Origin of the sequence: Streptomyces sp. NBC_01351 (genome assembly GCF_036237315.1) — a bacterium.
Lineage (GTDB): Bacteria > Actinomycetota > Actinomycetes > Streptomycetales > Streptomycetaceae > Streptomyces.
This window is the reverse complement of the sequence record NZ_CP108357.1, coordinates 73,519-99,851: the sequence shown is the minus strand read 5'-3', so window position 1 is coordinate 99,851 and position 26,333 is coordinate 73,519. Positions and strand designations below refer to the sequence as shown.

Sequence of the window (26,333 nt, the reverse complement as noted above, 5' to 3'; positions counted from 1 at the left end):
AAGCGGTGCTGCCCGGGGCCCGGCCTTCGGCCGGGCCCCGGGCAGCGGGGGGTCAGTAGCTGTTGACGAGGTCGAGGGTGGATTCGATGGAGTTGAGCTGGGCGGTGATGTGGCGGACCCACTTGTCACCGGGGTGGCTGGCGGCGTGGGGTGCGACGGTGCCGGTGATGAACCGGCGGAACTCGGTGAGCTTCTCCTTGATCACCTTTCGTTCGTATGCCTCCAGGGCGGCTCGTTCGGCTCCGAGCTGGTAGCCGTCGGCCCTGGTCCAGATCAGCGGGGGCCAGCCCTGGTCTGCGATGACGTCTCGGAGGGCGGCCAGTCCGGCTCTCACCTGGCTGGGGGTGAGGTCGCTGGCGCGGGTGAGCTGGTGGAAGAGGAGTCCGGCGGGGCGTGCTTCGAAGAGCACGAATCGGACCGTGTCGGCGTGCCGCAGAGCGGCGTCGCCCCGGCGCCGTGAGGCGCGGGGCATGGCTACTGGCCTCGGAGGAGGGCGGCGAGCTCGTCGTCCATGTCGACCTTGCCGGTGTCGACTGCGTTCTCGATCCAGTCGAGGGTGGCCCTGACCTTGGCGATGTTCTGGTGGACGATCGCCTGTTCGTCCTCGGTCAGCTGGCGGTCCCGCAGGCCCGGGACCGCCCGTCCGGAGGCTGCTACGAAGGAGTGGCAAGCGGTGACCAGGTCGAGGAACTCGACCGTTCGGTTGACCTGCTTGACCGCCGGCGCGATGGGGCTGGTCCGTTCGAAGTGCTCGCGGGCCTGGCGGCCGCGTTCGACTTGGGCGTGGTTGACCTGGTGGCGGGCGGTGTCGTCGCTCATGGCCTTGAATGCGACGTCCGGGCGCCGCAGCAGGCCGGTTGTCACGGTCGCGGCGACGGTCTCGTCGCGGGTGAACTCCTCGACCACCCTGACCCGGTCCTCGACGGCGACGTGTGCTGAGACTGTGGGCCGGCGCAGCAGGTCGGTGGTGACCACTGCGGCGACTTCTTCGTCCTGGGCGAGGGCGTGGATGGCGCTGATCTTCTCCTGCTTGGAGACCGGGTTCTCGACCTGCCAGCCGAGCACTCGGCTGGCGTCGTCGGCGGTCCATCGGGTTTTGCCCTCGGGCGGCTGTTTCACGGCCGCGAATCGTTCGTCCTCGTCCTCGAGGCTGGCCAGGATCCGGTAGACGGTGAAGGAAACGCCGGGCTGCCGGTGCTCCTTGGGCCAGCGGGATGAGACCCAGCGGGCGTTGTTGACGGTGCTGTATTTGAGGCCGATGTCCTCGGCGAGCCGCGTCAGCGACTCCTTGACGGTCCATCCGGCCTCGGGCCGGGAGCCGTCGCGCGGGCGGGAGGGTTCGATCTCCAAGGCGCGGTCACCGATCGTGAACTGGCCCCGAGTCTGCTGGTCGACGACTTCGCGGAGCTCGGCCACGATCTGTTCGTATCGTGACGGGCTGACGCTTCCGATCTTCTCGTTGTCCTCGGGCATGGTGTGTCACCACCCAGCGCGGGCCATGGCACGGCCATCTTTCTGCCGTGACGGAACAAAGCCCGCTCGTCACCGAGAGTCAGACCGCAAATGGGAAGATCGCAATGAAGGACCGCAGATTACCTGCAACTGACCGAACTTGGACATCTGATGCGTTCGCGCTGCGGTTACTGTGACCGGTCCGCGAACGGATCGTTCCGCCGGCGCCAAGCCCTCACCTTGCACTTCGGCGAGCAATACACGGCCGCGAATCGCCGGTCCACCCCCGCGACCCAGCGGGCCCCGCACTCGCGGCACTTACCCTCACCGACCCCGCTCTGGACGGCGGCAAGGCGTCGGCGCAACCGCCGCTCAACCCGCCACTGCCTGGAACGACACGTCGCCGAGCAGAACACCGCGTCTGGCCTGGCGCCCGGTCGTAGCCGGTCACCACAAGCCCGACAAGCCCTCTCCATAGCCTTGTTGGCGTCCTTCGACATCAGCCAAGCCTAGGCCCCCAGGCTAGCCGGTACAGGGGTTCAGACACAGGCACTCAGGGCTACGGACCCCCGGACCGACGACGAACTACGCACCGAGCTGGCCGGCCTGCGCGACATGCTGCACAACGCCGAGACCACGCTGCGCACACTGCGCACCGAGCTCTCGGAGACCAGTGCCGCAGACGCCGTCCTGCGCGGGGAACTGCGGGCGGCCGTGCAGGCAGCGACGGCTGCCACCCAGGAGGTGCTCGCTGCCCGGGAACTGGTCGAGGCCCGTGAGTCCGTCGTCGCCCAGGTCGAACTCGACCTGCGGCGCCTCGAACGCTCCGCAACCGCGATCGACCAGCTCTCCCCCTTCCACTTCGTGGTCTGCCCGCGCTGCGCGCAACGCCTCGAAGCGCGGCCTGTCCCGGAAGATCACTGCACCGTCTGCCTCCAAGCTGATCCCGCCGAGGAGGATGTGGACCCGGCAGCCGTCCGGGAAGCGCGCAGCGCGCTGGAGCAGCAGCTGCAGGACGCGCGTGAGCTGATGCGAGCGGACGCCGAGGTCCTGCGCAGGGCCCGTGACCGATCCTCTGATGCCGAGTTCCTCGCCACCAATCTGCGCCGGCAGCTCGATGCCCAGACACGCGACGTCGTCGCCCCGCGGTTCGACGCCATCTCGGACGCCAGTGCTCGCGTCGCCGCCCTCAACGGCGGGATCGACGCCGTCCTACACCTGCGCGATTCGTGGGCGCGCGTACGGACCATCGCGCAAGCCGCCAAGAACATCACCGCGCGACGCAAAGACGCCAACGCCGAGCTCAAGGTACGCAGAGCAGAAAGCGACGCCAGACGATCCCTTGTCGGCGACCTCAGCAGTCGTTTCACCACGACCCTGATGGAGCTGAACCTGCCCTGGGAGCAGTCGGCCGTCATCGACCCGGGAACGTACCTGCCGGTGGTCGACAACACACCCTTCGAAAGCCTCCAGGCGTCAGGCGGCGCTCTCCAAGCAGGCGTCAACATCGCCTACCACCTCGCACTCCTGGAGTGCGGACTCACCCACCCCGACATCCTCGTCCCGTCGATCCTCATCATCGACTCCCCCCGCAAAGCGCTCGGCAGCAACCCCGACGACCGGGAACGAGGCCGACGGATCTACAGCCGCTTCAAAGCCCTGACCGACGCCTACGGCTCGCGCCTCCAGCTCATCATCGCCGACAACGACACCGCCCCCTTGCCGGACGACGCCTTCAGCACCATCCAACTCGACTACACCCACCCCATGGTCCCCGGGGTCGCCCACCCCGGCCCCAACCACACCACACGCACCGAAGACGAGTACCAGGCGTAGCCGCGACCTCGGTCGTGCACTGTTCCTCTTGGGTGATGCGCGCCCAACGGGGGTGGTCTCGGGGCTCCTCAGCGGATTTCATGCCGCTGTCTTCGACCAGGGCCCGCTTGGGTCAGCTGCTGGCGGTGGGTGTCCTTCTCGGCTGCGACGTACAGGGCCTGCTTCTGGCCCGTGGTGCGGTCCAGGCGGAACCAGCCGGGCATCTCGGCGACGAACGCGTCCGCATCCGGCGAGGCGGGAGGGACGTGGACTTCGCGGACGGTGTCGATCAGGTCGGGGAAGCGGCCTTCTCTCCGGGCCTGGGCCAGCTGCGCGGACAGCTGGCGGTACATGGGCGGCGTGTGCGGCAGGACGCCTTCGGCTGCGAGCCCTCCGCGCGGCCGCCGGCCCCGGGATACGGATGACATCTTCTCTCGGCTGTCGCGTGGAAAGACACCTCATGTGGCTAACAGGGCAAGTTGACCTTGGTCAGCCAGCTGAGAATGCCGCCAGCAGTGTGTCCGCCCGGACTTCCAGTTCGGGCGTCAGAGTTCCGTTCACGGTCACCATGAGCTCGTCGCCGCCGACCGCGCGGGCAAGCCGAACCTCGACTTGCCGGTCCTCACCGACCAAGGGATACGAGTACCAGCCGTCGGGCTGCTCATCGTCGGTCGCCTCGACCGCCAGGGCAACCGTCTCCCAGTCGGTGGCATCGAACCCGTAGCCCACATAGTGCGACAGCAACTCCAGGAACGACCGCAGGTTGCGCTCCCAGATCCATCCACCGACATCTGCCATTGCTCCCCCTCGGTGCTCAGGAAGGACAGCCTGTCATGGAGAGATCTCAGTGATCACCCTGCGGCAGCAGGAGGGGGAAACGCGACCGCTTCATCGAAGGGGACGCGTGCCAGGAGGCAGTGGTGCAGCTGCCCGAGCATCCGGTTGAACAGGTGCCGCAGTGCCTGCATGTGCCAGTCCCCAGTGGTCCGTCGGCGCCGGTAGTGAGCGTCAGCACCGGCCGAGCAGCCGAGGGAAGCGAAGGCCCAGAGATGGCCGACGTGGTTGAGCCGGTTGTTCTTGACGAACCGGCGCCCGACGTAGTGCCGTTTGCCAGAGGCCCGGGTGATGGGGGCCGCGCCCGCGTATGCCTTCAACCCTCCGGCAGTGGCGAACCGCGTCCGGTCGTCCCCGATCTCCGCCAGGATCCGCGCGCCGATCTGGGAGCCGATGCCGGGAAAGCTCAGCATGATCGAGGCATCGGGATGAGCTCGGAAGGCTTCCTCTGTGGCCTGGCCAAGGTCGGCGACCGCTTCGCAGGCGGCGTCCAGCTGCAGCAGCAGCGCCGCGGCCTGCTTGCCCATCGCTTCTTCAACCAGCGGGACCTGGTGCGGGGCCTCGCGGCGGAAAAGCTGCTGCAGACGCTCGGCATCGGCCTCGATGTTCCTGCGCCGGCCAGCCCGCTTCATCATGGCCGTCAGGCGCCAGAGCGGCAGCTTGGCGGCCAGCGCGGGCGTCGGTGCCACCGCCAGGACCCGGCGCGCGTCGGCGCGGGCCAGACCGCCCTGCTTGTCCTTGAACGCCTCCAGGAACGCCGGGAAGTACTCGCGCAGCAGCGAACGCAGCTGGTTGCAGAGCTGCTGGCGGCTCCAGACCGCGTCCTGCTGAGCTCGGGCCAGGACAGCCACCGCCTGGGCCAGGTCGGTGTCGGCCGCCAGCGGCCGGTGCATCGGCATGTCCGTGCGGATGATGTTGGCGAGCACGAGCGCGTCGCCAGGGTCGGACTTCTTGCGACTCACCCCGTGGCGGTCTCGGTAGCGAGAGGCCGCCATCGGGTTGACCGCGAAGATCTGCCGGGGACCCTGCCGCAGCGTGGCGACCAGCAGGCCGCGGCTGGTCTCGATGGCCACCGGGATCGGCGCCTCCGCGGTGTCGCCGTGCTCCGCCAGGAGGTCCAGCAGCAGGCGGTAGCCGTCCAGATCATCGCCGATGCGGCACTTGGCCAGCAGCTTGCCGGCGCCGTCGACGAGCGCGACGTCGTGATGCCCCTCCGCCCAGTCGATCCCGCAGAACACATCCATGAATCCCGCCCCTTCGCCAGTGCTGTTCTCGAAGACGAGCACACGGGGCCGCACGGCGCACTAATTCCAGGACTCCAAGGTCCGCCACCTCATCAGCCGTGCGCGGCACCGCAAGGCCGCACGGGCGCACGCCGTGTCCAGAGCTCGAAGCTCGTGAGGAAGAACGCGTCACCGTGCGGCAGCTCATCCAACGAGGATCCCGAACCCGACAGGCCCGTGGGGGCAGAACGTGCGAGGACCGGCCGGCGCCCAGCGCCACCAGTCTTTTCAAAGACCTCGCACGATCGGAGGTGTCGTAGGGGTCACCACGGCACCGACCGGACCACACACGTCCTGCCCCGGGCTGGACAACGCCGCCCCGGGCCCCTCAGAGATCCAGAACCTCTAATTACTAACGAATTAGAGGTGTCGTTTTCCGAAAGGGGCTTGCCCACGGCCATTGACCTGGGCAAACGGAAGATCATCGAATTCGGGGGGTCCCACCTCCGGTCACACCTACGGTCCCCCGCCTAGTGCACCCCTACAGACAACTGTCCAGCACCCTTCCGGTACAACCCCCACCATCACGCCCCGCCCCCGTTCCGAGCCCTCCCCCAACGCTGCCCGTCTCCTTCGACCAGCCCAACTCGATCTCAGCACCAACCTCGCCCGACACCCTCTTACCCCCTCCCAGACCTAATGTCTGAGTAACCAGACCTCACCACGGGCCCTGTGAGCTGCGAGAACGGGAGGACTCCGGCGTTACACCTTCCCCCACGCATCCCCCTTTGGGTTCCCTCCATGCATCCCCCTCTGGGTTCCCCCGATGTATCCCCCCATGTTTCCCAGGCCCTTGAGTCGGCCGGCTTCGGCGTGCCGTTGATCGGGATCGCCTAGAAGGGCTCCCTGACGCCTGGCACAGACACCGCCGCGGTGCGGTGCGTGCCGGCTCCGCGCGGGGAGGTCGGAGCGGGCACTCGTGCATCAGGCGTCAGGGCCGCCCATGGGCCCGCTCCTGGAAGCTCGGAGACTCCGGGAGGGTGTGCGTCCCGGTGCATCAACGAGCGCGCTGCCGGGCCCGATACGGCCCCGGCAGCGCGCTCGTCGCCCGCGTGCCGGGGCTTCGTCCTGCCAGCGGACTCACCAGCCGGTCTTGGTCCTTCTGACCTGGGACGGGGAGGTTAGCGGTGACTACGGAATTCGTCACTCACTGGGCTGGACAGCGGTTCTCACTCACCGGGGCGCGGGCCTCCTGATCGCGGTCCGGCCGGGGCGGGTTCGTGGGGTCAGCGGGTGGGATCCCATGCTTCGGGGCTGGCGCCTCGCCATTCCACGAAGCCGGGGTCGGTGAGGTCTACGTCCTCGGCGTTCTCCAGCCCGGCGTCGGCGAGGAAGACACGGATGTCGGACGGGCGGTGCGCGACCCCGATGGCGACGCCGTCGTAGCGCACCCGGCGCCAGCCCTGCTCGTCGGGCGGGTAGACGGTCAGCTTGGCAGCCATGCGCCCAGCCTGTTCCCGTCACTCCCCACCGGCACCCGGCCGCGCGCGAACGGGTGACGCACGCCGAAGGCAGCAGCTCGCGGACAGCTGCACTGGCGTCTTCGGCCGCGAGGTACGTTCAGCAGTACGGGGTGCGGCCCTGGCCACAGGGGCCGCGACGGGGGCCGCACCCCGACAGCACGAGAGCGTCCTGCCGGACGATGCCCGCGGCCGGCGCCAGATCCCACTCCCTCGTGCGAGTGGAGCCGAGGCCGTCGGCGAACCGTCTCGGTTCCCGCGCCGTCGCAGCGGTCATGAAGCCGATCGACGAGAAGCACATCGCGGAGCCCGGCCTGGTGGTGCTGGACATCACCGGCGGGGACGAAGACACAGTCCGGGCCGTCATGGCCACGCTGGAAGAGCGTTGGGCGACCTCGGGCATCGCCTCCGTACGCCGGGATCCTGGCGAGCCCGGTGTCCGGGCCCGGATCTACGCCGACGTCCTGCGCCCGGGGCGGGTGGGGCTGTAGCCAGAAGCCTGGGCAAGCCGCCCTCGCAGGGAGCTTGCCCAGCCCCCGTTCAGGCTTGCCCGACAGCCGGCTCCCACAGGGGGCGGGCAAGCCCGGTCCCGTCACAGTGGAAGCACCTGCCGTCGCCGGGGGTGCTGCGGGCACCGATGGTGTTGACGGCGTGGCGCAGGAGCCCGGCGAGGCCGTCGACGTGGGCTGGGTGCAGCGCGAGTTCGCGGCATTTGCCGACCAGGACCTCGAGCGCGATCCCGGGGCTGGCGTAGCCGAGTTGCGTGGTGATGCCGTGGGTGACCGTGCGGATGAGGTCTTGGAGGTGGCCCATCGTCTCTGCCCCGGACAGCTCCACCCGTGCGGTGAAGAGGAGGTCGTCCGGCTCGGTGAGGGACAGCAGCGCAGCCGGTCGCTCGAACGGCACGAGGCGACCGACCGGTTCGGGGTGGGACGCATGAAGGCGTGCCAGGGCGTGCCACATGTCGCCCGGATCGCTCTGTCCGAGCTCGGCCGGGTTCTCCTGCTTGTTTCGTCTCATGCCTCCGGTGTACGGCCGGCTAGGGGGTGTGGGCCGGCTCCGGGCTGCCGCTTCCCAGACGGTGACGCCACGACCTTGGGAAGCATGCCGCCCTGCGGTCCGGGCGCCCCTGGGCAAGCCATTCGTGCGGAGGGGCTTGCCCACCGGGCACGTGACCGATGCCCGGTCGCCGGACTGCGCGTGACCGATCCGTCTCCTGTGGTCGGTCAAACAGCACGTCAACGTCGTGACCGACCCGTGCAACTCCGAATCGGTCACCAGCCGTCGGTCAGCCACGGCTTCCCGAGAAGCCCCAGGCGGACCATGGCCGACGCCGCTGTCTCCGGCGTGCTCGGGCCGGGGCGGGCAAGCCTCCGTTCGGGACGGCTTGCCCAGCCTTCCCGCAGGTGACGCTGCGGAGGGGAACGCAGGGTTCTTGGCTGGCCGATCTCTTGCGTCTGGGCTGCTGCTTGCCCGACCGTTTGGGGATCCGTTGTGCAGCTCGGGGGGAGTATGGGCTTGGGGAACAACCGGGTGCGGCTCAGCGGCGGTTCGGCGTGGCAAACGGACTTCCGTCGCCGGACCACAGGCCAGGCCCCCAGGACCGCGATGGAGATCGCCACAGTCCGCCGCACGCTGAACCACACTCTGACTGAACTGAAGCGGGCCATCGACCGGTATGCGGTCGCGGTCGCCGCCGACCTGTATGCCCTGGCATGGCAGCAGGCGGCCGGAGCTCCACCGAGCGAGACCCGCGAGCAGCGGGCACAGCTGCAGGACTTCAAGAGGATCCTGGGCTCCCGCCGGTGGCAGGAGGAAGAACGACGCCAGGCCGCCGCAGCGCCCCCAAAAGCCGTCCCACCACAGCCCAAGCAGACAGTCGCCGCACCCAGAGTGCGACCGGACGTCGCCCGGGCGGGCGACTCCGCTGTTGTCCGGCCGCCGCGCCGGAGGATCACGCCGTCTGCGGCACCTCGGCGTTCCTCCGCACCGCCCCAAGCCCCCATCCCGGCTCCGGCTCCGGCTCCGGCTCCGGTGGTGAAGTCCCGCCCGTCCCACAGGAATGATCCGGCGCTCCTGGAGACCGGACAGCTGTGGGAAATCGCGACCATATTGCGGCCCCTGCTGGAACAGACCGCCCGCGCCGGCTCCACTACCACCTGGCCCCAGATCCACAAACGCCTGCCGGGCCTGCCCCGCCTCCATGCCGACGACCGATGCGTGCTCCTGTGGCTGGTCGACGAAGACGGCCGAAAGGAAGAACCTCTCCTGTCCGCGCTCGTCACGGTCGGGGACCGCCAGATGCACCCCCGCTTCCCGGCCGTAGCCGAACAGCTCGGCTGGAGATGCCCGGCCGGCAGCCGGCAGCACACCGCATGGAGCTACGAAGTCCTCAAGGTTCACCAGCACTGGCGCCACCGACACTGACCCCGTGCTCCCTACGTGCGCACCGAGCCCGAGGCAAGCCGAAGCCGCTGTGGGGACGGCTTGCCCAGGCTCGCCTTGGGCTTGCCCAGCCTGTTGGACCGGCTCCGGCAGCTGGCGGGCAAGCCGCTGCCGGAAGCTTGTCACCCCGTCGGGCTCACCGTGCCTTCGGCAGTGCTGCCAGGGACCGGCGGTTCTCGCTGCGGCCGACGACTCACCACACCGGTCGATCGGCCCCGTTGCGAATCAGCAGGGGCAGGGTCGTGGTCGCCACGGCGAGCCGGTGGTTCACGCCCCCGACACCGCCGGCCCGCTCGTGGAAGGCGGCCGTCCTTGGGTGATTTCTCCCCTCCCGGCACCGTCCTCTGTCCACAGGACCGCGCTCCGAAGATCGCTTCCGAGGCCGCCGCGATCGGCGGGGCGGCCCGATCTGCTCACGGCTCCAGACGTTCTACGCCGCAGACTGTCGCCCACAACCAGCGTGAGCACCCCGAGAGCCGGTCACACCAGCCTTTTGCCCTGCGACTTCATGTTGGCGGAGGCTCAGTGCGGTGGCCGGGAGTGCCGTGCATCGTCGGTGTGCGCACTGGTGCGCACGATGTCGTTCACTCACCTCTGGCGGCGTCGGCGCAGACGCGCGGCCCGCCAGGGGTTCGGCCGGCCGCCGGGGTACTGCCTGGAGCGGCGCCGGACCGGCGGCGGCTTTGGCGACGCGTACAGCGCCGCCCGCAGCCGGATCGCGTCGGTGAGCTGCTCCAGACGCTCCAAGCGCTCCGGCGAGAGGTGCAGCGGGACCGGGTCAACCATGGGGGCCTCCGTACTTGGGTGGTGTTGGTCCCTGCACCCTCGCCCCTCTCCGTCACCTCCAGGACGTGAGCGTCGGCCACGTCCCGGCAGGTGGCCCGGCGACTTCGTGCTGTGTCCCGCCGGGCGGGCCGGGCTCTCTCCCGGCTGCGTCCGTCACTGCTGTGCCGCTCCTCTTCCCTGGGCCAGCCTGGGGTGCTGGTGCGGCTGTTGGCTGGCGGGACTGGCCGCGTCGGCTTGCTGCTCGGGCTGTGGCCGGTCGGCGATGGCGCGGCGGCGGGCGTCAGCCTCGCGCTTGAAGGCGGCGAACCGGGCGAGGTTCTCCGGCGTGCTTATCCACGTCGCCGGATCGGTCGTGCGTCCCTCCAGCAGCTCCGGCATCGCGGCCTGCTGGTGGGCGTGGACGGCTGCGGCTTGCTGCACTGGGGTGAGGGCGGCGTCCCGGCCGGGGTGGTCGACGGCGTGCGGTGCGGCCGCCGCCTGGTCGTGGTTGTGGTCGTCGGTGCGCGCGGTGGCCGACGCGGTCGCGGCCGGCGCTCCGTCCAGCACCGGAGGGGGTGCGGTGCGAGCGAGGCGGATCGCGTTCTGCAGAGCGAGGCTGGCGACCTGTGCCCGCTCGTACCGGGTCGACGCCCGCGGCGGCCTGCCGTCTGTACCGGCGATCCACCAGCGGGCGGGCCAGGCGAAGTCGGCGGTGTAGGTGAGCTGGTCCGGCGCCGGGGTCCGGCGGCCCTTCTGGGGCACGGTGAGCTGGCGCGAGTGGCGGTCCAGGGCCTTGTCGGCGATGTAGTTGTCCAGGCCTGGCGGAAAGACGCGGCCGCGCATGGTCTCCAGGAGATGCCGGCGTGCTTCGGCCAGGACATGGCGGCGGGCGAAGGCGTTGCGGACGGTGTAAACGACCGCGGCGACGTCGACAGCGGCGAGCACGGTGTCCACCAGCGGGCTCACCCGGGCCCGGATCGCCGCACCGGCCGCCCGACACCGCTCCAGGAGCCCGTCGATCATTCGCACGCCGAAGCGCCAGAGCGCTGAAGCGCGCCACCACGCGCGCAGCTGCTCCAAGGGCTTCGGGGTCTTCTTGTCCGGGCGGGTGTCCTGCGCCGCCCACCAGCCGAGTCCGTGGCGGGCGCGCTCGCCGGGCAGCCGCCCGTGCTTGGCGACGTACTCGTCGGTGACGCCCTCCAGCGCGTCTGCGATCCGCTGGCGGCGGGTGGAGGACCAGTCGATCAGCTCTGAGTCGACCCCGGCTATCTCCATGACCGGGCGCAGGCCCGGCGTGACCTCGCGGGGCACGGTCGCCAGCCCGAGCTCCTCACACACCTCGGTCGTCATTGTGAGGGTGTAGAGCGTCCCGGCGGCCACCACATACTGAAGGAGGCGGCGGGTGTCCAGCGCGTACCAGGAGCCGTCCGGGCGCTGCACCCGATTGGCGATCAGACAGTGCGTATGAAGCAGGGGAAACCCGTCACGGTTGTCGAAGTGCCGGAACGCCGCGACGACCAGGCCCGGGGCCTTCGCACGTTCCCGGCCTGAAGACCACCGGGTCTCCGCGACCTCCTCCTCCAGCCAGCGCAGCACGGTGGCGATGGCCCGCTCGTGCGCCCGCTCGATGACCCGCCGGGTGTGATCATCTCCCAGCGCCCACAGCACGATCAGGGACGCCTGCGCACGGAACACGAAGTCGAACGCGAGCAACGGAGTCTGCTTCCGCCGCTGGATCTCCTCGATCGGCTGCCCGAGGACGGTGTCCCGTCGCGCCGTCTCCAGATCGGCGCCCTCGTCCAGGCGCTCGCGTTCAATGCGGTCGGCGTCCGGGTGCCGGCCTTCCCCGAACAGCAGCTCCGCCTGCCGCTCCGTCACCACCGAGCCCGCGGTGAGCCCGAGCGCAGCGAGTCCCAACCCCATCCACACCCCGGGCGGGAGACCTGCTTCCTCCTGGGCGTCCTTCATCGGCTTCCCAGCCGGGCGGCGGCCGTCCCCGAAAGCTACTCCCCGTACGTAGTACCGCCAGGCATTCCCCGGCTGAACCTTCGCGACACTGATCATCCCCACAGGGGACACTGGCCCTGACCTGTGAGAAAGCGCGATCCCGTGGGGCGGGACAGTTCACCAGACCTTCACGGCAAATCCCGCACGGCGGGCGCCTGCGGCGACGTCTCTCCCGCCCGGCAAACACCGTCTTTCACACCCACGGCCCCTACAGGGGGCCATGCAAATGCTGCGCGACAACCAGTCACCCACGCCTCACGCACCCCCAACAACCGACAGCAGACGACTCCACCGTCAAGTCGCGCACGCCTACGCACCGCTCCCCCACCCGACGGACCATAGCCCCGCCCCTGCACCACTAGTGCCCGTCACAACCGGCCGTCGCCTGGGTGGCTACGCCTTCCGTCGGCCGCCCGGCCACGGAGGCGGCCTTGGAACGTGCGAACCGAACGCGCTGCTCAACTCGCCACGGTGCTAGACATCCCGGCGGCCGGCGCACCGTCGCTCTGGGGTGGGAGTTGGTTCAGCGGCTGAGGTAGCGCGTCACGTACCGGCGGGCCGCGGCCTCGCTCGTTCCGAGCCCGGTTGCCACCTCGTCAATCGGGACTCCTTCGTCGAGCAGGGCGTTCGCCGCGTCCTCCCCCACCTCGGCGATGAGGTACTGGAGATCGGCCAACGCCTTCAGCACAACCAGTGGGGACGCCAACGAGAGGTTGCTCAGCTGGCCGGTCAGCTCGGTCAGGACCGCGCTGAGCGTTTCGGGCAGGGGCACGCTGGCGTCCCGAATCACCGTTAGGTGCGCGCCGACGTCCGCGATCGGGCCGTCCAGGTCGACATCAGCCTCGTACAAGGGGAGCTCGCCGAGCGTCGTCCAGTCCAGCGGGTACTGGGCCGGACCCCGCCAGCCGCACGAGCACGCACCGCGGAGCACCGCGGCGCGGGGCCGGCCGAACCGCCCGTCATAGACGTGCCACTCCGTCGACGTCGGCATCTCCCCGCCGCTGCCCACGTCGAAGTACACGGGGCCGGGCTCGGTGCCGTCCTCGAGCAGCACGCCCACCGAGCCCTCGTGCGCCGCCTTCAAGTCCCTCAGTGTGTGGTCCGCCACGTCCATCCCCTCCACATCGTGCGCCTGCCATCCAGCTCGGGCCGCCGTACCCCTCCGGTCCGCCGGATCCAGCCTGCCGTATACGTCCGACCGCGTACGCATATCCGGCAAAGCGCCACCCTTCAACGAAAGGCCGACGTCGCCGCAGTCGTGACGAACCACGGCATCAACGTCGAGGGCGGCAGTTTTACGGTCGTAAAACTCGGCCGGGCAACGATCCGAGGTGCCCCCGATCCTGATGAGGGCGTTGGCCTGACCACGGCGGAATGGGCCGTTGGCGACTGGAGTGCAGGTCCTTCCGGCCAGTTTCGATCATCTTCGGTCGACGGGAAATTCCGGTGGGGGCTCCCCGTAGTAGTCACGTGGCGCAGTGAGCGTCGTCCCCGGAAGGAAGACCTGGAGCCTGAATTGACACCCCCGGACTGGGCCGAGTTCATCTCGGCCATGGCTGGCTTGGTCCACGCGGCGGTTGCCGTGTCCGGCCGGCCCTGGGCTGCGGGCCTGCGTACGCGGAGGACGCGCCGCCGGCCCGCGGGCGGTGTGGGCGCACCGGCACGGCGCACGCCGTGCAGCGTTACGAAGACCGTCGTCCTCCGCTACGAGCCGCCCGATGGCGGCCGGCTGACGATCTGGGCGATAACGGCCCTGCCCTCGGACGTAGGCCGGGAGGAGGACGGTTCGTGCTAAGCGGTTCACCGGACGGAGGCCTCCCCCGCCGACGGGAGGTGGTCCGTCTGTTCGAGACCCACTTCGGGGAGTACCAGCAGAAGGTCTTGGCCTTCCTGCGGTACGAGTTCCCGGACCTGCACAACTACTGGGAGGAGATCGTGCAGGAGGCTTTGGAGCACACGCTGCATGTCTGGCTGGAAGGTCGGAACCGGCCGGGCTGCCCGCCTCTGCCCTACATGAAGAAGGTGGCACGCAACTTGGCCATCGACTCCTATCGGTCTCCCGAGTGCCCGCTGGACGACTGCGATCTGCTGCCGCTCGTCGACGAGCGGGTGGTGCGCCGGCACGAGGTGTTCACGCCTCTCGACCCCGCGACGGAGATCGTGCTCCCGGCCTTGGCGAACATGAGGCGATCAAAGCGTAAAACCGTCGCAGAAGCGCAGATTCAGGGAAAGGATGAGGAAAGCATCGCAACCGACCTGGGACTCCCGCGCGAACAGGTCCGGTCTCTGAGCAGCAAGGCAGCCAGGGATCTGCGTGAGATGGACGAAGTCCACGACCACATCCGTCCAGCACACCAGAGGAAGAGCCGGCGCGGGGAAGAGGACGCAGGTGACTGACGTGAGCAGGAATGACAGCGGCCGAGGCCCTCGTCCGGGGTACGCCCTGGACGGGTTCGCCGCCGTACTGTCCGGACTGAAGGGACCGAAGGACTACTGGGACCGCCCAGACGGAAACTGGGGACTGCTGATCGGCCCGCGCGCGGTCGCACGGCGTCGGCACGCGAACTCGTGCTATCGCCTAGGGAGCAAGGCGTTGCGCGCCGGGGACTGGCAGCGCGCGGCAGCCTGGCTCACGCGCGCCCGAGCTGAGCGGCATCCGGGGGCAGCGTTCCGGATGGCCGTCGTGCTGTGGCGAACTGCGGCAGTCGCCAACGATCAGGCGGGCCGGGGGCAGGACATCGTCGCGGCGGTGATGGACGCGGCCCGCTTTGGTCACGGTGATGCGCAGCGTCTGCTGGAGGAGAACGGCTGGTCCGTCCCCAGCGCCACGGAGCAGTCCGCCACGGCGGTGTCTGGGTCAACGGGGGCGGCCAGGTGGCAGGACCCGGCGTTCGCCGACGCCGTTGCCGAGGCACTGGCTGTACTGCGGCCCGGTGTTCCGCGCGCGCGCCGGCGGCCCCTGGCCCCGCAGGAGGTCCTGACAGACGAGGAACCGTCCTCCATCGAGAACCCTTCGGTGGCCCTGGGTTCCGTGAACAGCGGCGGTGCTCGCTGGGAAGGCGGCGAGCAATATGGCGAATCGGCGATCGGGTTCCAGCTCGGCACGCTCTGGGCCCCGCCCTCGGCGGCGACTGACCCCGGACACACGCCGCGGCAGTGGGAAGACTCGCTGCGGATCCTGGACGTGCTCCAGCTGATCAGGGAAACCGGCCCTGGCGTCCCCACCGAGGTGGTGGCGACGACCGCGGGCATCACCACGGCCGCTGCGGCGGAACTGCTGGTCTGGCTCAGCGAGACCAGCCTCACCCGGCGTTTGTCCGACGGGACATGGGAGCCCGGTCCGCTGCTGGAGCGGATTGACCGCGGCGAGGACGTCCTGAAACCGGTACTCGACCAGCTCATGGAGGACACCGGCGCCGCCGTCTATGTCAGCACGTACGACGACGGCGAGATCGTCGTCCCCCATTCCGCCTTCGGCCCCACAGCCCCCGAGGTCACCGTCACCGCAGAGTTCTGCGATACCGCGCACGCGAGTGCGGTCGGCAAAGCCCTGCTCTCCCAGCTCGACGAGGACGCGCGCAAGGAGCACCTGTCCAGGCGTCCCACCATCCCGCTCACCAGCCGAACCATCACCGACCACCTGCAGCTCTTCGACGACCTGGACCGCTACGGACCGGAAGGCACTCACTTCGACAAGCGGGAGTACTCCGACGACTGGTACTGCGTCGCCGTCTCCCTACCGCTGCCTGACAGGGCCTGCTGCGTCGCCGTCGCCCTACCCGTCGCCCGCTCCCGCCGTCTCCTCAAGGCCGCCGACATCCTCAGCAACCGCTCCACCGGCCTGCTCCTCGCGCTCGTCCTCGCCACGTACAGCGCACCCCAGACCGACAAACCTCGGAAGGAAGACCAGCCGTCCACCGACGACCACCTGACTAAGCCTGTCCAAAACACTGCACCCCTGGAGAGCAGCCTGTTCGTACCGCCCAGCGGTCTGCTGCTGCCCCCGTCCCTGACTGGCCGCCATACCACGACCAGCGGCCTGCTGATCGTCAGCCAACGCTGAGGGGTGGGGGATCCAGGGATTCGACGGTCGGCTTCGCCGCCTGATCGGTCAGGCTGGCTGCTTGGGCGGCTGGGGTGCTAACGGCGTTAGCACCCCAGCGCGTCAAAAGGCGTCGAACCCGCCCGGATGGCCGGGCGGGCTCGGTTGTGTGGTGCCTTGGTGCTAGTGCTGCGAAGCGGAAGTTCCGCCGCACTGTTGAAGACGAGGCTGCCGCCGCCGACCAGCGATGATGGCGTGAGGAACGCTGTGCAAACCACCGACAGGGCGTCCGTCGCAAAGCCATAGGGTTCGAGCATGGAATCCGTACTGCTGTCCGCCGCCCTTGTGCTCGTTGTCCTGCTCTTTCTGTCGTCCCCGGCGGGGAAGATCGTGAGTGTCGAGCGGCGGCTTGCCCGTCTGGAGCGGAAGATGGATCTGCTGCTCGGCCACCTCGGTGTGGAGGAGCCGCAGATACCCGGCATGGAGCGGGTGCATGAACTGATCCGGCAGGGTAAGAAGATCGAGGCCATCAAGGTGTATCGACAGCTCACCGGCGAAGGGCTCAAGGAGGCCAAGGACGCTGTGGAGCGGATGAGCTGACCAGCAGTAGCGCCCGCCGTTTCTAGCGCTGCGCCGCGGAAGTTCCGCCGATGGCCATCGGCTCGCCGTGCATGGTGCTTGATCCTGATGATCGGTGCGTGTTGGAGGACCGGGTACGCGCGCATACGCGGTGGCGCCGCAGACGCAATCGGCGGGCTAGGCCGACGGCTTGCGGCGGGCCAGCACCCGGGCGCCCACCAGCAGCGGCGCAGCCGGCGGCGCCCCCGCTCGCATGGCTTGGGTGCTAACGGCGTTAGCACCCAAGCCATGCGAGAGCCCGCGCAGTGAAACCTGCACGGGCTCATGCCGGTTCCGTACCAGGCTAGTCGTTGCCATGGGCGGCAAGAAGGCGCTCCAGGAGCACCTCACGCTGCGCGAGGTCCATCTTCTCGAAGACGAGGTCGGCGACCTTGTGACCGTCGTCCCAAGGTTCCCGGACCCTAGGACTGGTCGGCTGAGGGATGTGTGTTGTCTCGGTGGCGGCACTCTCGACGTCCACGGACGAGGGCAGGCCCCCTGAAGGCGGGGACACTTGCACTGGGTCGGCTGCGGTGGCCGCAGCCGGGGTGCTAACGGCGTTAGCACCCTTGGCGGTCTGGGTCTGCTTACGCTGCTTGGTCCGAGCCCGCTTCTCGAGGGCTTCCTCGACCGCCTCCTGCTGCTGCTGCGCAGGCAGCTGCCCGACGTTCCGCGCGATCTCTACCGGAAGGCTGCGGTTCTCAACAGCGGTCTGGAGTTCCGGGGTCAGCTTCAACAGGGCAATGCGCTGGGTCACCCACGGGCTGGACTTACCCAGGGCGCGCGCGACGGCACGCTGGGATCCGTGTACGGCAACGAGGCGCTCAAGGGCTTTCGCCTCGTCTAGCGGATCCAGGCTCTCGTGCTGAACGGCTGCGGTGAGGGCGGTCTCCAGGAGGGTGTCGGCGCTCTCGGCAAGGGAGTTGTCGACGTGCACCGGCACGTCGTCCAGGCCTGCGAGCCGCGCGGCGGCAAGGCGTCTGTTGCCGTCCACGACGACGAACGCGGCACGGCCGAGATTCGACTGACCCGGGTGTGCTTCGAGGAACGCCATCTTGGTGACGATGGTGAGGGGCTGGATGATTCCACGCGAGGCCAGGCTGTCCGCGAGGTCCTCGACGGACCGGAGCTCCACACGAGGGTTATACGGGTTGTGTGCCAGAGCCTCCAAAGGCACACGGCGGGTCTCTTGCTGGCTGATGGCCGGCTCAGCGTCCTGCCCCGAGAACCGGGCGAAGCTGGCAGCCCGGCTGCTCATTGGCTGAGCGACCGCGTCGAACGTGGGGGAGTCCCCCAGCATGTCCGCCTTGCTCATGCGATCTTCACCCCTCGTGCGATCTGCCGCATCTGGTGGGACTGCTCGCAGTCGGGCGCGTAGTCCAACAGCGGGCGCTGCTTGCGGACGGCCTCGCGCTGTTCCTTCACGTCTGGAACGACGGCGAGGACCGGGGGAGTACCCAGCGACTTCCACTTGTCGAGTGACGATGTCGCGATGTAGCCGCGGCGGCTGTCGAACTTGTTGACCACGAGACCGAGCTGCTCGATGGAGATGTCGAAGTCTCGGGAGAGGGAGTCGATCTGCTGGATGAGCATCCCGTACGCCTGCGCTGAGGTGTCTTCGGCTTCCACGGGGATGATGAGGCCTGAGGCTCCGGGCTTTTCCTCGTCGCGCTGGCGGCCGAAGGTGAGGGCCGCGTCCATGGCAAGGCCGAGGCTGGGCGGGGAGTCCACGACGATGACGTCGAAGTGTTCCTCCAGCGGGGCGATGGCGCGCTCGAGTGCAGCGTGGCGCGGACCCCTGAACATCGTGAGACCCGAGTCGAGGAGGAACGCGTCGAAGGCTGCGGGAAGGATCCGCAGTCGTCCGCCAAACCGGTTGCCCTCTATGGCAACGGTGAGGTCGAGGAGCGGTTGCTTGACCAGCTCGCGGTGCAGCATGTGCGTGATGAGGCTCTCCTCACCGGCAGGGATGGCGGTCAGGCCGAGCTGGTGGGTGAGGTGGCCTTGCGGGTCATAGTCCACAAGTAGGACGCGCAGGCCGTCCTCGGCCAGGGCCTCGGCGAGGCCGGCGGAGACGGCGGTCTTGCCGACGCCGCCCTTCTGGTTACAGACGACGATTCGCCGCGTGATGCCCTGGGATCCGGCAGGGTTGTCGGCAAGCCAGAGAACGACGGACTGCGCCAGCCCTTGGATGTAGGAGACGCCGCGGTGGCGGCAGTCTGCCTTGAAGTCCTCGTAGAGGCCCTCGGGGAGGTAGGTGCCGAACGAGTCGGCTCCTGCTGTGTTGACGGCGGGAAGCTCGTCCGGGCAGTCACGCCAGGCCTGGATGCCGGAGGCGACCGCGTCCTGCATATCGGTCTGGAGCTGCGCTGCACGGACCTTGAGGGCTTGCTGAAGGTGAGCGGGCAGCTTGGAGACGAGCTTCTCCCGCTCAGCTCCCGAGTTCGGAGATGACATGCACGGCAGCATACTGCCGCCACCCGTGGTTTAGACGATCCGTTAGGTGCGTTTTGCCGATTTCCAGCGTTAGTTGCTGATCTTGCGCTAACGCCGTTAGCACCACAGGTGTGGTGCTAACGGCGTTAGCACCACGAGTGAACGTCGGTCCGGTGCACGGTCCACCTCCAGCGAACACCTGCAGAACCACACCTCGATGGCGAGCATTGACCCATGCCGAAGACACTGAAGTTCACCGGTGAAGACAAGAACATGACCCTGGAAGAACTCGAAGCGTTCGTGAAAGCAGCACGAGCAGCCGACGCGCCTGGCGACAGCAACGTCAGCGCCACCCTGAGCACGACCGGGAAGATCAAGGAGATAGAGGTCGAGCTTCCAAGCTCTTAGCCGCTCCGCCTTAACCGCGTCGAGGCGCCAGCGGGCTGGTCAGGGGGTGCTTACGGCGTAAGCACCCCCTGAAACGCAAAAGGGCCCGGATTCCTGCGGTGTCACCGCAGGAATCCGGGCCTTCGTATGTGCACGGGTGGTTCAGCTGGCGAAAAGTGGCAGACGGACGGGCCTGCTACCCAAGGTTCTTGGTCCGGTCAACGGGTCTCGGTCGCCCGGCAGCGCAGCCATGCACGGACAGGCGAGCGGGCTGCAGGGAGTGCCGGGAGTAGGTCGTCGAGCTCTCGGATCTACTCCTGTCCGTGCCATTCGGGATCACACAACTCGGCGTCACAGACAGGGCAGCCGAGCACCTCGTCGGCGACCTCGCCAGGGTCCTCTCCAGAACCGCCGCAGTACGGACACAGCGTGTACCGATGGTCAACCGGGGCCGGATGGGAAGCCCGCTTTGGAGGATGGCCAGACCCCGGACACCAAGCTCACGCAGCACGGCGTCAGCGCCGGCGACGTGGGTGAGGGGCGTGGTGTCGGGTTGGTGGTCGGCGAGCATGCGGTAGGCGGTGGCCCACGCCAGCGTGGTGCGGTCGATTTCGGGGCCGGGTAGTCCGCTGGCCCAGATGTCGGTCGGGTCGGTTCGGGCGGCGCGCCCGGGGGCGCTGTGGGGGAGATTCAGGGTTTCGAGGACGGTTCGGGCTGCGGTCAGGAGGTGGACCTGGCGGCTTACGGGCAGGTTGGTCTGGCTCACGCATTGCCCCTGTCTCGGGCGGTGGCGGCGAGGGCACGGCAACGGACCAGGGCGCGGCGCTCGGTCCAGGCGGTGGCCGCGGTGGTGGGGTGGGTGCCGCGCAGGGCTTGGGTGTAGAGCCAGCGGTCGCGCTGTTCGTCGGAGGCGGGGGAGGCGTATCCGGCGTCGGTAAGGGCCTGCCACGTGGTGGCGTTGTGCGGGGCCTGGCAGGTCGTGCACAGCGGCTGGGTGATGGGCGGGTTGTCGGACATCTGGCAGCCGGGGCTGCACGTCCAGGCAGGGGTGCAGCCGCAGCCGAAGCACGCGGCGGGGTCGATGCCGCCGGGCTTGCGGAGCTTGTAGAGGCTGACGCGGTAGGCGTCGACGGAGGGCCAGCGGGTGTGGCAGTGGCGGCAGGTGCGGACGCGGGAGTAGCCGGAGCGGCCTGGGGTGCTGGCGATGTCGCTGGTCCGGCTTGCCCGTCCGCAGACCGGGCACTGCTCCTGGACCGCGACGTCCTCGGCCTCCAGCCAGTCGACCGAGACCAGGGTGATGGGCAGGGCGTGCTCGGCGTCAGTACCGGTCAGTTCGGTGTGCCACGGGCAGTAGCCGTCGCGGGGGACCGCTCGGGCCCACGTCTTCTTCACGCCGAACGGGATCAACTCGTCGAGTTCACGGCCGGGGAGGATTCGCTGGCCGTAGACGAGTCGGTACTGCGCGGCAGTGACGGCGAGGATGCTGCGCTCGTCCGGGTGTCCGAGCATGAGGAGTGTGCCGCAGTCCTCCTCGATGGCGACGACAGGAATGCCGTAGAGGCGGGTGAAGCCCTTCGCCGTGCTCAGCGGGAAGGCCTCGGTGTTGGTGAGCGTGGTCATGAATGTGACTCCGTTCGACACGCGGGTCAGGGGTGGTTGGCGTCGCGGAATGCAGGCTGTCTCTGGCGTAACCGGCCCTGGGGGCGGGTGCCTCCGGTCAGGGCCGGGCCCACATCCACTGGTCGAGTTCGTAGGCGGCGAGCTGGGTGACGCCGATGATGGCTCGCTCGCCCCACTCGTCCTCGACGGTGACGCGGCCGTGGTCGCTTCGCAGGCGGCGGACGACGTAGAGCATGCCGGGCCGGTCGTCGTGACCTCCGGGGTCTTCCTGACGGCTTAGGTCGTCGTGGTCGTTGGGCCTCAGGGCCCAGACCTGGCCGGCCTCCGCCAGGACGAAGGGATCGCTGTTCAGGACTGCGCGGCACACCGCGTCGTACGCGGCCGACTCGGGGATGTGGTCCTCGGTGACGAGTTCGGTGACGCAGGCGGCAATGAACTCCGCTGCCTTGTAGGGGCCGATGAGCTGGTCGATGGGCAGGGCGGCGTGCATGTGGAACCTCCGGTTCGGCTGGGCTCACGGGTGTGAGGGGGCACCGCTCCTGCCTCGGCCCGCAGGGATGGGCCGAGGCAGCACGGAGATCCGTCACGGACTAGAGCTCGGTCAGCGCCTCGATCGGGACCTCGTATCGGCCAAGGACCGGGCGGGTCGTCGGGTCGGGAGTCAGCGCGTTCGGCGGGTCCGGCGGAGCCGGGCGACCCACGGCCGCAGCCGGTCCACGAGCGTGGGGTGGGTGTGCCGCCAGGCGCTGCGGGCCAGGCCGTGGTCGACGGCGAAGCTCCGAGTGGCTCCGCAGGTGCACGTCCAGGCGTACGGCTCGAGGAGGGTGTCGTCGCGGGTGGCGGTGACCGTGACCTGGGTGCCGTCGTGGCGTCCGTGGTAGGTGCCGATCCAGAGCTGGTTCATGGGAGTCCGTTCACATCGGGACACGCCCTGGGCGGCGCGCCAGACAGGAGAAGCGGGCGGGTGTGGGCTGTCGGGTCAGCGCTGGAGCGGGTGCACGTCGTCGGGGGTGTCGTCGGCCGGCAGGGCGGCCGGGAGCTGGATGTGCGGCTCGATCTGGTGACCGGCGTTGTGGATGTGCGTGAAGATCTCCGGGCACAGACTCAGGACGCGCGGCGCGAAGGCGGAGGCGGCGCTCCAGGCGAGGACGGCGAGCCCGGACAGAAGTTGGAGCGCTTCCGCCGCACCCGCGCCATCACCTGCTCCAGGTACCGGGAAGCCGGCGCTGGGGCAGCGGGGACCGGGGATGGTAGGGCGCGGGCGGCCGATCCTGCGGCGGGGCGGGGAACGAGCACGATGAACCCTTCCGTCTCGGTGGAGTGCACGTGGTTGCGCCCGCCGCCCCTCAGGTACGGGGCTGCGGGCGCGGGTTGAGCGTGTAGGCCTGTCGGCCTGTCCGGGCACCGGCCCGGCCGCCCGTGTGCGGGGCGGCCGGGCCGGTGGCCAGCTGGGGTCACAGGGCGGCGGAGAGGACGCCGAGGATGAGGGCGGCCGCGCTGCCGAGGACGAGGGCGGCGCCGGCGGAGGCCCAGAAGGGGTGCCCCGTGCCCTTGGGGTCGCGAAGGTCGCTGAGCCCGTCCGCGATGCGCGCGTGCATCGCGATCAGCGGGCCCAGGGCGGCGTACCAGCGGCCGAGGCGGTCGACCTGGCCGGCGGCTTCGTCGTCGGGTATGTGCCCGCCGTGAAGGGCGAGGCGGTGGGCGTCGCCCACGGCGGCCAGGTCGTCGAGCTGATGGACGACGGGGCTGGTGGTGCGGCAGACGGTACAGCGGTAGACGTAGCGGCGCACGGGCTGTGTCTCCTGGAGGCTGGGGTTTGGGCAGGACAGTGCGACGCCCCGCCGGGAAGGGTCTCCAGGCGGGGCGCGGGGTTGAGCTTGGGTTTGGTGTGGCTGCTGCCTTCTACGCGTTCTCGCGGCTGGCCATCTGGTGCGTGTGGCTCAGTTGTTGATCTGCCTGCGCACGTCGGCGACCATGCGGAGGATTTGGTGTGCCATGTCGGCGATCGCCTGGAGCTGCCGGTCCACGTCCTCCGGGTTCTGCCCGGTGAAGGAGAACGAACGGTCGTCGTTGCTCGGCTTGGGGTCGGTGAACGAGAACGACACGGGCAGCTCCAGCCGGTTCAGATGTTCATGTGGTGGGCGCACCGGATGGCGGCCTCCCACACGCTACGCACCTGGGCACCGCTGTGGGAGTCGTTCCAGGAGGGGATCGACTCCCACTGGTTGCCGTGCTGCCGGCGGGCCTCGTCCAGGAGCAGGTTCCCCGCGCCCTCGTAGGCGGCGTTGCGGGCGCCGGCCGCCGCGCGCAGCGCGCCGATGGAGCAGCGGGCACCTTCGGGGTGGATGAGCCGGTGCTTGGCCCAGCCGTGGGTGTCGAGGAAGTTGAGGGCGTCGGTGAGGGTCTTCTCGACGGCGCCAGTCAGGCGTACCGGCGGCGCGGCGAGGATGAAGGATGCCGGTGCGGGAGCGGCGGAAGCTGCGGGGGCGTTGGGTTCCGGGGTGGGGTCGAGGAGTTCGAACGCCTTCGCGTACAGGTCCGGGTCAATGTGGGTGAAGTGGCTTTCGGTGCGGGTGTTCATGCTGCTGCCCTCCAGAGTCCGTTCTCGTTGATGACCTCGTCCCGCTTCTTCAGCTCGGACAGGCGCGGCTTGATGTTCTTCGCTGACGTGCCCAGCTTTCGGGCGATGGTCTCGGCGGTCATGGGGATGGATTCGTCTCGCAGGAGTTCGAGGATGCGCGGCTTGATCAGCTCCTGTCCGTCGGAGGGGGCCGCGGGGCCAGCGGGGCCCGCCACGACCTGCTGCTGTGGTGCGGACGGGTCCTGCTGCGCCGGCGTAAGGGCGTCGGCGAGGCTGCCCACCAGGTTCTTGCCGCGCTGGTCGACCATCGGGGTCTGCGCGATCGCCTCCCGGTTTTGCCAGGCGTCGCAGTCCTCGACGGCGACTGGGGTCATGTCTCCGGCGAGGGAGACGGGCGCCACGTCCAGGTGCAGGGAACGGAACTGCACGGCCTGGGATCCTGGGGTGAGGAGGTAGCCGAGACCGAAGGTGCCGTCCTCGGGGCCGGCGGCGGCCGCGGTGGCCAGGCCGCTCATGTCCCGGTCGGCAACCTTGGCGTACTGCCCGGGCCACGAGGAGGGGATCCTCGACAGGTCGATGCCCTCCGCGCCCTCGACCGCGTTCGCGCCGACCAGGGAGCCTTGGCCCCTGGCGCAGCGCAGGAACACCGCGCCCCCGCCGATGAGGAGCTGGGAGCGGATGACCGTGGAGTTGCCGAGGTCTTCGGCCAGCGGGGTCTGGGTGGCCAGGAGAACGCCGATACCCCGCTTGAGGGACCGGCGGGTCAGCTGCTCGACGATGGCTTTGGCCTCCGCGTGGTACGGCGAGGAGACCGACAGCAGCATGTGGGCTTCGTCGATGATGAACGCGATCAGCGGGTCGGTGAAGGGGAAGGCGGGGGAGCGGTAGCGGGCCTCGCGGTCGAGCATCAGCGCGTAGGCCAGGCGCAGGGCGCCCATCGCCTCGTCCAGGCCGTCACCGCAGTAGGCGGCCAGGCCCGCTCCGGCGATGGTTCCGGCCTGCGGGGACGCCAGGATCACGGCGATGCGTGACTTGTGGGCGGAGAGCAGGATCTGTTCCAGGATTCCGGACTTTCCGGAGCGGGAGCCGCCGACGAGGTACAGGTGGCGGGCGCCGGAACCGGGCTGGGCCAGGGGGACCAGGGCGGCGTTGGCGTCGATGTAGGTGCCCAGGCGGACGTATCCGCGCGAGTCCATGGACAGTTCGTCCACGACGGAGGAGAGCATCGTGCTGTGCATCAGCGCGTGCTCCTTCATCACGCGCACCCCCATCTGCGAGGGCTTATCGGTGGGCGCCAGTGCGACCTGGATGGTCTCCAGGTTCAGGTTCCCCGCGAGGTCCTGGATGTTGACGGTCCCGATCGCCTTGCGGTCGCGGGTGGCGATTCCCTCCCAGTCCAGGGGCCCGTCGTAACGGGTCAGGGACAGGGTCGTGCCGGGCATCGCTCCCTCCGGGATCGCGACGTACGCGGCCCACACCTGCTCAGGAGTCGTCGGGGCGCCGGCCGCGATCTCCGGCTGGGCCGCCGCCATCTTCAGGTGCACGGCGACGGGCAGCGCGTTCGGCGCGTAGTGCTTCGGGTCTCCCATCTCCACCTGGGAGACAGGGATCTGGTAGACGGCCGCGATGTCCGCACCTTTCACCCGGACCTGCTGGCCCTGGGGCAGCGTGATGATCCCGGTGAACGACACGTGGTCGTCCCCGACGTCGAGGACGAGCTGCGCGAGCTCGGCCCCGGCCTGGATCAGCTTGCGGCCCTCGGTCTGCGTGGGCCCGGAGATGAACTCCGCCCACCAAGCAGCGATGAGCTGCGCCTGCGAGCTCTGCCCCGTCGCCGCAGCCCCGGTCGTGGCAGGGAGCGCGGGGAGCTCGCCGACGGTATTGCGGTGATGGGCCAGGGCGGCCGCCCCGGCCGGGACCGCGAGCCCGAGGGCGAACAGCGGGTCCATGCCGCTCGCCAGGACCTGGTGCGCGGCGATGCCGCAGCCGGTGGCGGTGATCCCGCAGGCGATCAGGGAGCGCAGGGCGGGAGCGGAAGCGTGGATGGCCCACGCCCCCGCTCCGGCCGCTGCGGCGGCGAGGGCGGACCATGGGCCGGCGGTGGCGGATGCCACCGCGAGAGCGGCGGGCGCGTACTGGATGAACTGTGCTCGGGTCGGCCCCATGGGTCCTGCTCTCCTTACGGCTGGGTGTAGAAGACGGCTTCGGCCATGTCGACGGGGGAGGTGTCCACTGCGTCGGCGATGCCCCCGTGGTCGGACTCGACGGTCGTCTTCGCGTCGTCGGCGGCCGCGGCCGCGCTGTCCGCCGCGGAGGTGTACTCGCCCGCCGCCTCCTTCGCGCCGGTCATGGTGACGGCCGCGTCCGCGAACTCGGCGGTCGTGGCGGTGTCCACGGCGAGCGCCTTCATCGTCTCGGAGGCGTCGAGCATCTGCTCGGCCGTGTCGTCGACATCGGCGGCAAGCTTGGTGACGGTCTCGGCGTGCTCGTGGACCTTGTGGGTGAGCCAGGCGAGCTTGACGCGCAGCGCCGCGTAGTTCGCGGCGTCCTTGAGGGATTCGGTGACAGACATGCGGGCCTCTCCTCGT

27 protein-coding genes are annotated in these 26,333 nt (G+C 69.4%); 7 read left to right on the top strand and 20 right to left on the bottom strand.

Features of this window, described 5'->3' with window-relative positions; all coding sequences use genetic code 11:
• Positions 1-52: 52 nt before the first annotated feature.
• Together OG625_RS39635 and OG625_RS39630 are read right to left on the bottom strand one after the other, a co-directional pair.
• The gene (locus tag OG625_RS39635; RefSeq protein WP_329391566.1) at positions 53-472 is read right to left on the bottom strand and encodes a RacP protein; all 420 of its coding nucleotides are present in this window, start codon (positions 470-472) and stop codon (positions 53-55) included.
• A gap of 2 nt (positions 473-474) precedes the next feature.
• Positions 475-1,473 (bottom strand): DUF6192 family protein, encoded by a 999-nt coding sequence (locus OG625_RS39630; RefSeq protein WP_329391563.1) that lies wholly within the window; start codon positions 1,471-1,473, stop codon positions 475-477.
• 594 nt (positions 1,474-2,067) lie between these two features.
• On the opposite strand from OG625_RS39630, the gene OG625_RS39625 reads away from it, so the two are divergent.
• Complete coding sequence (locus tag OG625_RS39625; RefSeq protein ID WP_329391561.1) at positions 2,068-3,288, top strand: hypothetical protein; 1,221 nt, start codon at positions 2,068-2,070, stop codon at positions 3,286-3,288.
• A gap of 68 nt (positions 3,289-3,356) precedes the next feature.
• Here the strand turns inward: OG625_RS39625 and OG625_RS39620 are convergent, their stop codons facing one another.
• The 4 genes from OG625_RS39620 to OG625_RS39605 form a co-directional block, all read right to left on the bottom strand.
• On the bottom strand, positions 3,357-3,620 hold the full coding sequence (locus OG625_RS39620) for a hypothetical protein (RefSeq protein WP_329391559.1): 264 nt from the start codon (positions 3,618-3,620) through the stop codon (positions 3,357-3,359).
• A 136-nt stretch (positions 3,621-3,756) separates the two neighbouring features.
• Positions 3,757-4,065: a hypothetical protein gene (locus tag OG625_RS39615; RefSeq protein WP_329391557.1), complete on the bottom strand. Its 309-nt coding sequence runs from the start codon at positions 4,063-4,065 to the stop codon at positions 3,757-3,759.
• 53 nt (positions 4,066-4,118) lie between these two features.
• Entirely contained in the window at positions 4,119-5,345 is a 1,227-nt protein-coding gene (locus OG625_RS39610; protein WP_329391555.1) for an IS110 family transposase, read from the bottom strand.
• A 1,265-nt stretch (positions 5,346-6,610) separates the two neighbouring features.
• On the bottom strand, positions 6,611-6,826 hold the full coding sequence (locus OG625_RS39605) for a hypothetical protein (protein ID WP_329391553.1): 216 nt from the start codon (positions 6,824-6,826) through the stop codon (positions 6,611-6,613).
• A 293-nt stretch (positions 6,827-7,119) separates the two neighbouring features.
• Here OG625_RS39605 and OG625_RS39600 point away from each other — a divergent pair, with 293 nt between their 5' ends.
• On the top strand, positions 7,120-7,335 hold the full coding sequence (locus tag OG625_RS39600; RefSeq protein ID WP_329391551.1) for a DUF6207 family protein: 216 nt from the start codon (positions 7,120-7,122) through the stop codon (positions 7,333-7,335).
• A gap of 49 nt (positions 7,336-7,384) precedes the next feature.
• Here the strand turns inward: OG625_RS39600 and OG625_RS39595 are convergent, their stop codons facing one another.
• Entirely contained in the window at positions 7,385-7,864 is a 480-nt protein-coding gene (locus tag OG625_RS39595; RefSeq protein WP_329391549.1) for a hypothetical protein, read from the bottom strand.
• 588 nt (positions 7,865-8,452) lie between these two features.
• Between OG625_RS39595 and OG625_RS39590 the strand changes: the two genes are divergently transcribed.
• Entirely contained in the window at positions 8,453-9,271 is an 819-nt protein-coding gene (locus OG625_RS39590) for a hypothetical protein (RefSeq protein WP_329391548.1), read from the top strand.
• A 606-nt stretch (positions 9,272-9,877) separates the two neighbouring features.
• Here OG625_RS39590 and OG625_RS39585 read toward each other — a convergent pair.
• The 3 genes from OG625_RS39585 to OG625_RS39575 all read right to left on the bottom strand — a co-directional run bounded on the left by OG625_RS39585 (position 9,878) and on the right by OG625_RS39575 (position 13,169).
• A complete protein-coding gene (locus tag OG625_RS39585; RefSeq protein WP_329391546.1) occupies positions 9,878-10,075 on the bottom strand; it encodes a hypothetical protein in 198 nt (65 codons plus the stop codon).
• A gap of 153 nt (positions 10,076-10,228) precedes the next feature.
• A complete protein-coding gene (mobF, locus tag OG625_RS39580) occupies positions 10,229-12,118 on the bottom strand; it encodes a MobF family relaxase (RefSeq protein WP_329391543.1) in 1,890 nt (629 codons plus the stop codon).
• Between the two features lie 466 nt (positions 12,119-12,584).
• Positions 12,585-13,169 carry a hypothetical protein gene (locus tag OG625_RS39575; protein WP_329391541.1) on the bottom strand — a complete coding sequence of 195 codons (585 nt, stop codon included), beginning with the start codon at positions 13,167-13,169 and terminating at the stop codon, positions 12,585-12,587.
• Between the two features lie 680 nt (positions 13,170-13,849).
• Between OG625_RS39575 and OG625_RS39570 the strand changes: the two genes are divergently transcribed.
• The 3 genes from OG625_RS39570 to OG625_RS39560 all read left to right on the top strand — a co-directional run bounded on the left by OG625_RS39570 (position 13,850) and on the right by OG625_RS39560 (position 16,703).
• On the top strand, positions 13,850-14,458 hold the full coding sequence (locus OG625_RS39570; RefSeq protein WP_329391538.1) for a sigma-70 family RNA polymerase sigma factor: 609 nt from the start codon (positions 13,850-13,852) through the stop codon (positions 14,456-14,458).
• Between the two features lies 1 nt (position 14,459).
• The gene (locus OG625_RS39565) at positions 14,460-16,124 is read left to right on the top strand and encodes an IclR family transcriptional regulator domain-containing protein (RefSeq protein WP_329391536.1); all 1,665 of its coding nucleotides are present in this window, start codon (positions 14,460-14,462) and stop codon (positions 16,122-16,124) included.
• A 294-nt stretch (positions 16,125-16,418) separates the two neighbouring features.
• Positions 16,419-16,703 carry a ribosomal protein L7/L12 gene (locus OG625_RS39560; RefSeq protein WP_329391534.1) on the top strand — a complete coding sequence of 95 codons (285 nt, stop codon included), beginning with the start codon at positions 16,419-16,421 and terminating at the stop codon, positions 16,701-16,703.
• A 322-nt stretch (positions 16,704-17,025) separates the two neighbouring features.
• Here OG625_RS39560 and OG625_RS39555 read toward each other — a convergent pair whose 3' ends face one another.
• Positions 17,026-18,036 (bottom strand): ParB/RepB/Spo0J family partition protein, encoded by a 1,011-nt coding sequence (locus OG625_RS39555; protein WP_329391532.1) that lies wholly within the window; start codon positions 18,034-18,036, stop codon positions 17,026-17,028.
• Complete coding sequence (locus OG625_RS39550; RefSeq protein ID WP_329391530.1) at positions 18,033-19,178, bottom strand: ParA family protein; 1,146 nt, start codon at positions 19,176-19,178, stop codon at positions 18,033-18,035. Before OG625_RS39550 ends, OG625_RS39555 begins: the two co-directional genes overlap by 4 nt.
• A gap of 213 nt (positions 19,179-19,391) precedes the next feature.
• Between OG625_RS39550 and OG625_RS39545 the strand changes: the two genes are divergently transcribed.
• The gene (locus OG625_RS39545; protein WP_329391529.1) at positions 19,392-19,565 is read left to right on the top strand and encodes a hypothetical protein; all 174 of its coding nucleotides are present in this window, start codon (positions 19,392-19,394) and stop codon (positions 19,563-19,565) included.
• 741 nt (positions 19,566-20,306) lie between these two features.
• Here OG625_RS39545 and OG625_RS39540 read toward each other — a convergent pair.
• From OG625_RS39540 to OG625_RS39505, 8 genes are all read right to left on the bottom strand, one after another.
• Complete coding sequence (locus OG625_RS39540; protein ID WP_329391527.1) at positions 20,307-21,164, bottom strand: hypothetical protein; 858 nt, start codon at positions 21,162-21,164, stop codon at positions 20,307-20,309.
• 97 nt (positions 21,165-21,261) lie between these two features.
• A complete protein-coding gene (locus OG625_RS39535) occupies positions 21,262-21,654 on the bottom strand; it encodes a hypothetical protein (protein WP_329391525.1) in 393 nt (130 codons plus the stop codon).
• Between the two features lie 171 nt (positions 21,655-21,825).
• A complete protein-coding gene (locus OG625_RS39530; RefSeq protein WP_329391523.1) occupies positions 21,826-22,068 on the bottom strand; it encodes a hypothetical protein in 243 nt (80 codons plus the stop codon).
• Positions 22,069-22,618: 550 nt separating this feature from the next.
• Positions 22,619-22,954: a hypothetical protein gene (locus OG625_RS39525; protein ID WP_329391520.1), complete on the bottom strand. Its 336-nt coding sequence runs from the start codon at positions 22,952-22,954 to the stop codon at positions 22,619-22,621.
• Positions 22,955-23,104: 150 nt separating this feature from the next.
• Entirely contained in the window at positions 23,105-23,269 is a 165-nt protein-coding gene (locus OG625_RS39520) for a hypothetical protein (RefSeq protein ID WP_329391517.1), read from the bottom strand.
• Between the two features lie 17 nt (positions 23,270-23,286).
• Positions 23,287-23,745: a DUF6197 family protein gene (locus tag OG625_RS39515; RefSeq protein ID WP_329391515.1), complete on the bottom strand. Its 459-nt coding sequence runs from the start codon at positions 23,743-23,745 to the stop codon at positions 23,287-23,289.
• Positions 23,742-25,910, bottom strand: a complete 2,169-nt coding sequence (locus OG625_RS39510) for a hypothetical protein (protein ID WP_329391513.1) — start codon at positions 25,908-25,910, stop codon at positions 23,742-23,744. The genes OG625_RS39515 and OG625_RS39510 overlap by 4 nt, the downstream gene beginning before the upstream one ends.
• 14 nt (positions 25,911-25,924) lie before the next feature.
• Positions 25,925-26,317, bottom strand: coding sequence for a hypothetical protein (locus OG625_RS39505; protein WP_329391511.1), 393 nt, complete (start codon positions 26,315-26,317; stop codon positions 25,925-25,927).
• Between the last annotated feature and the right edge of the window lie 16 nt (positions 26,318-26,333).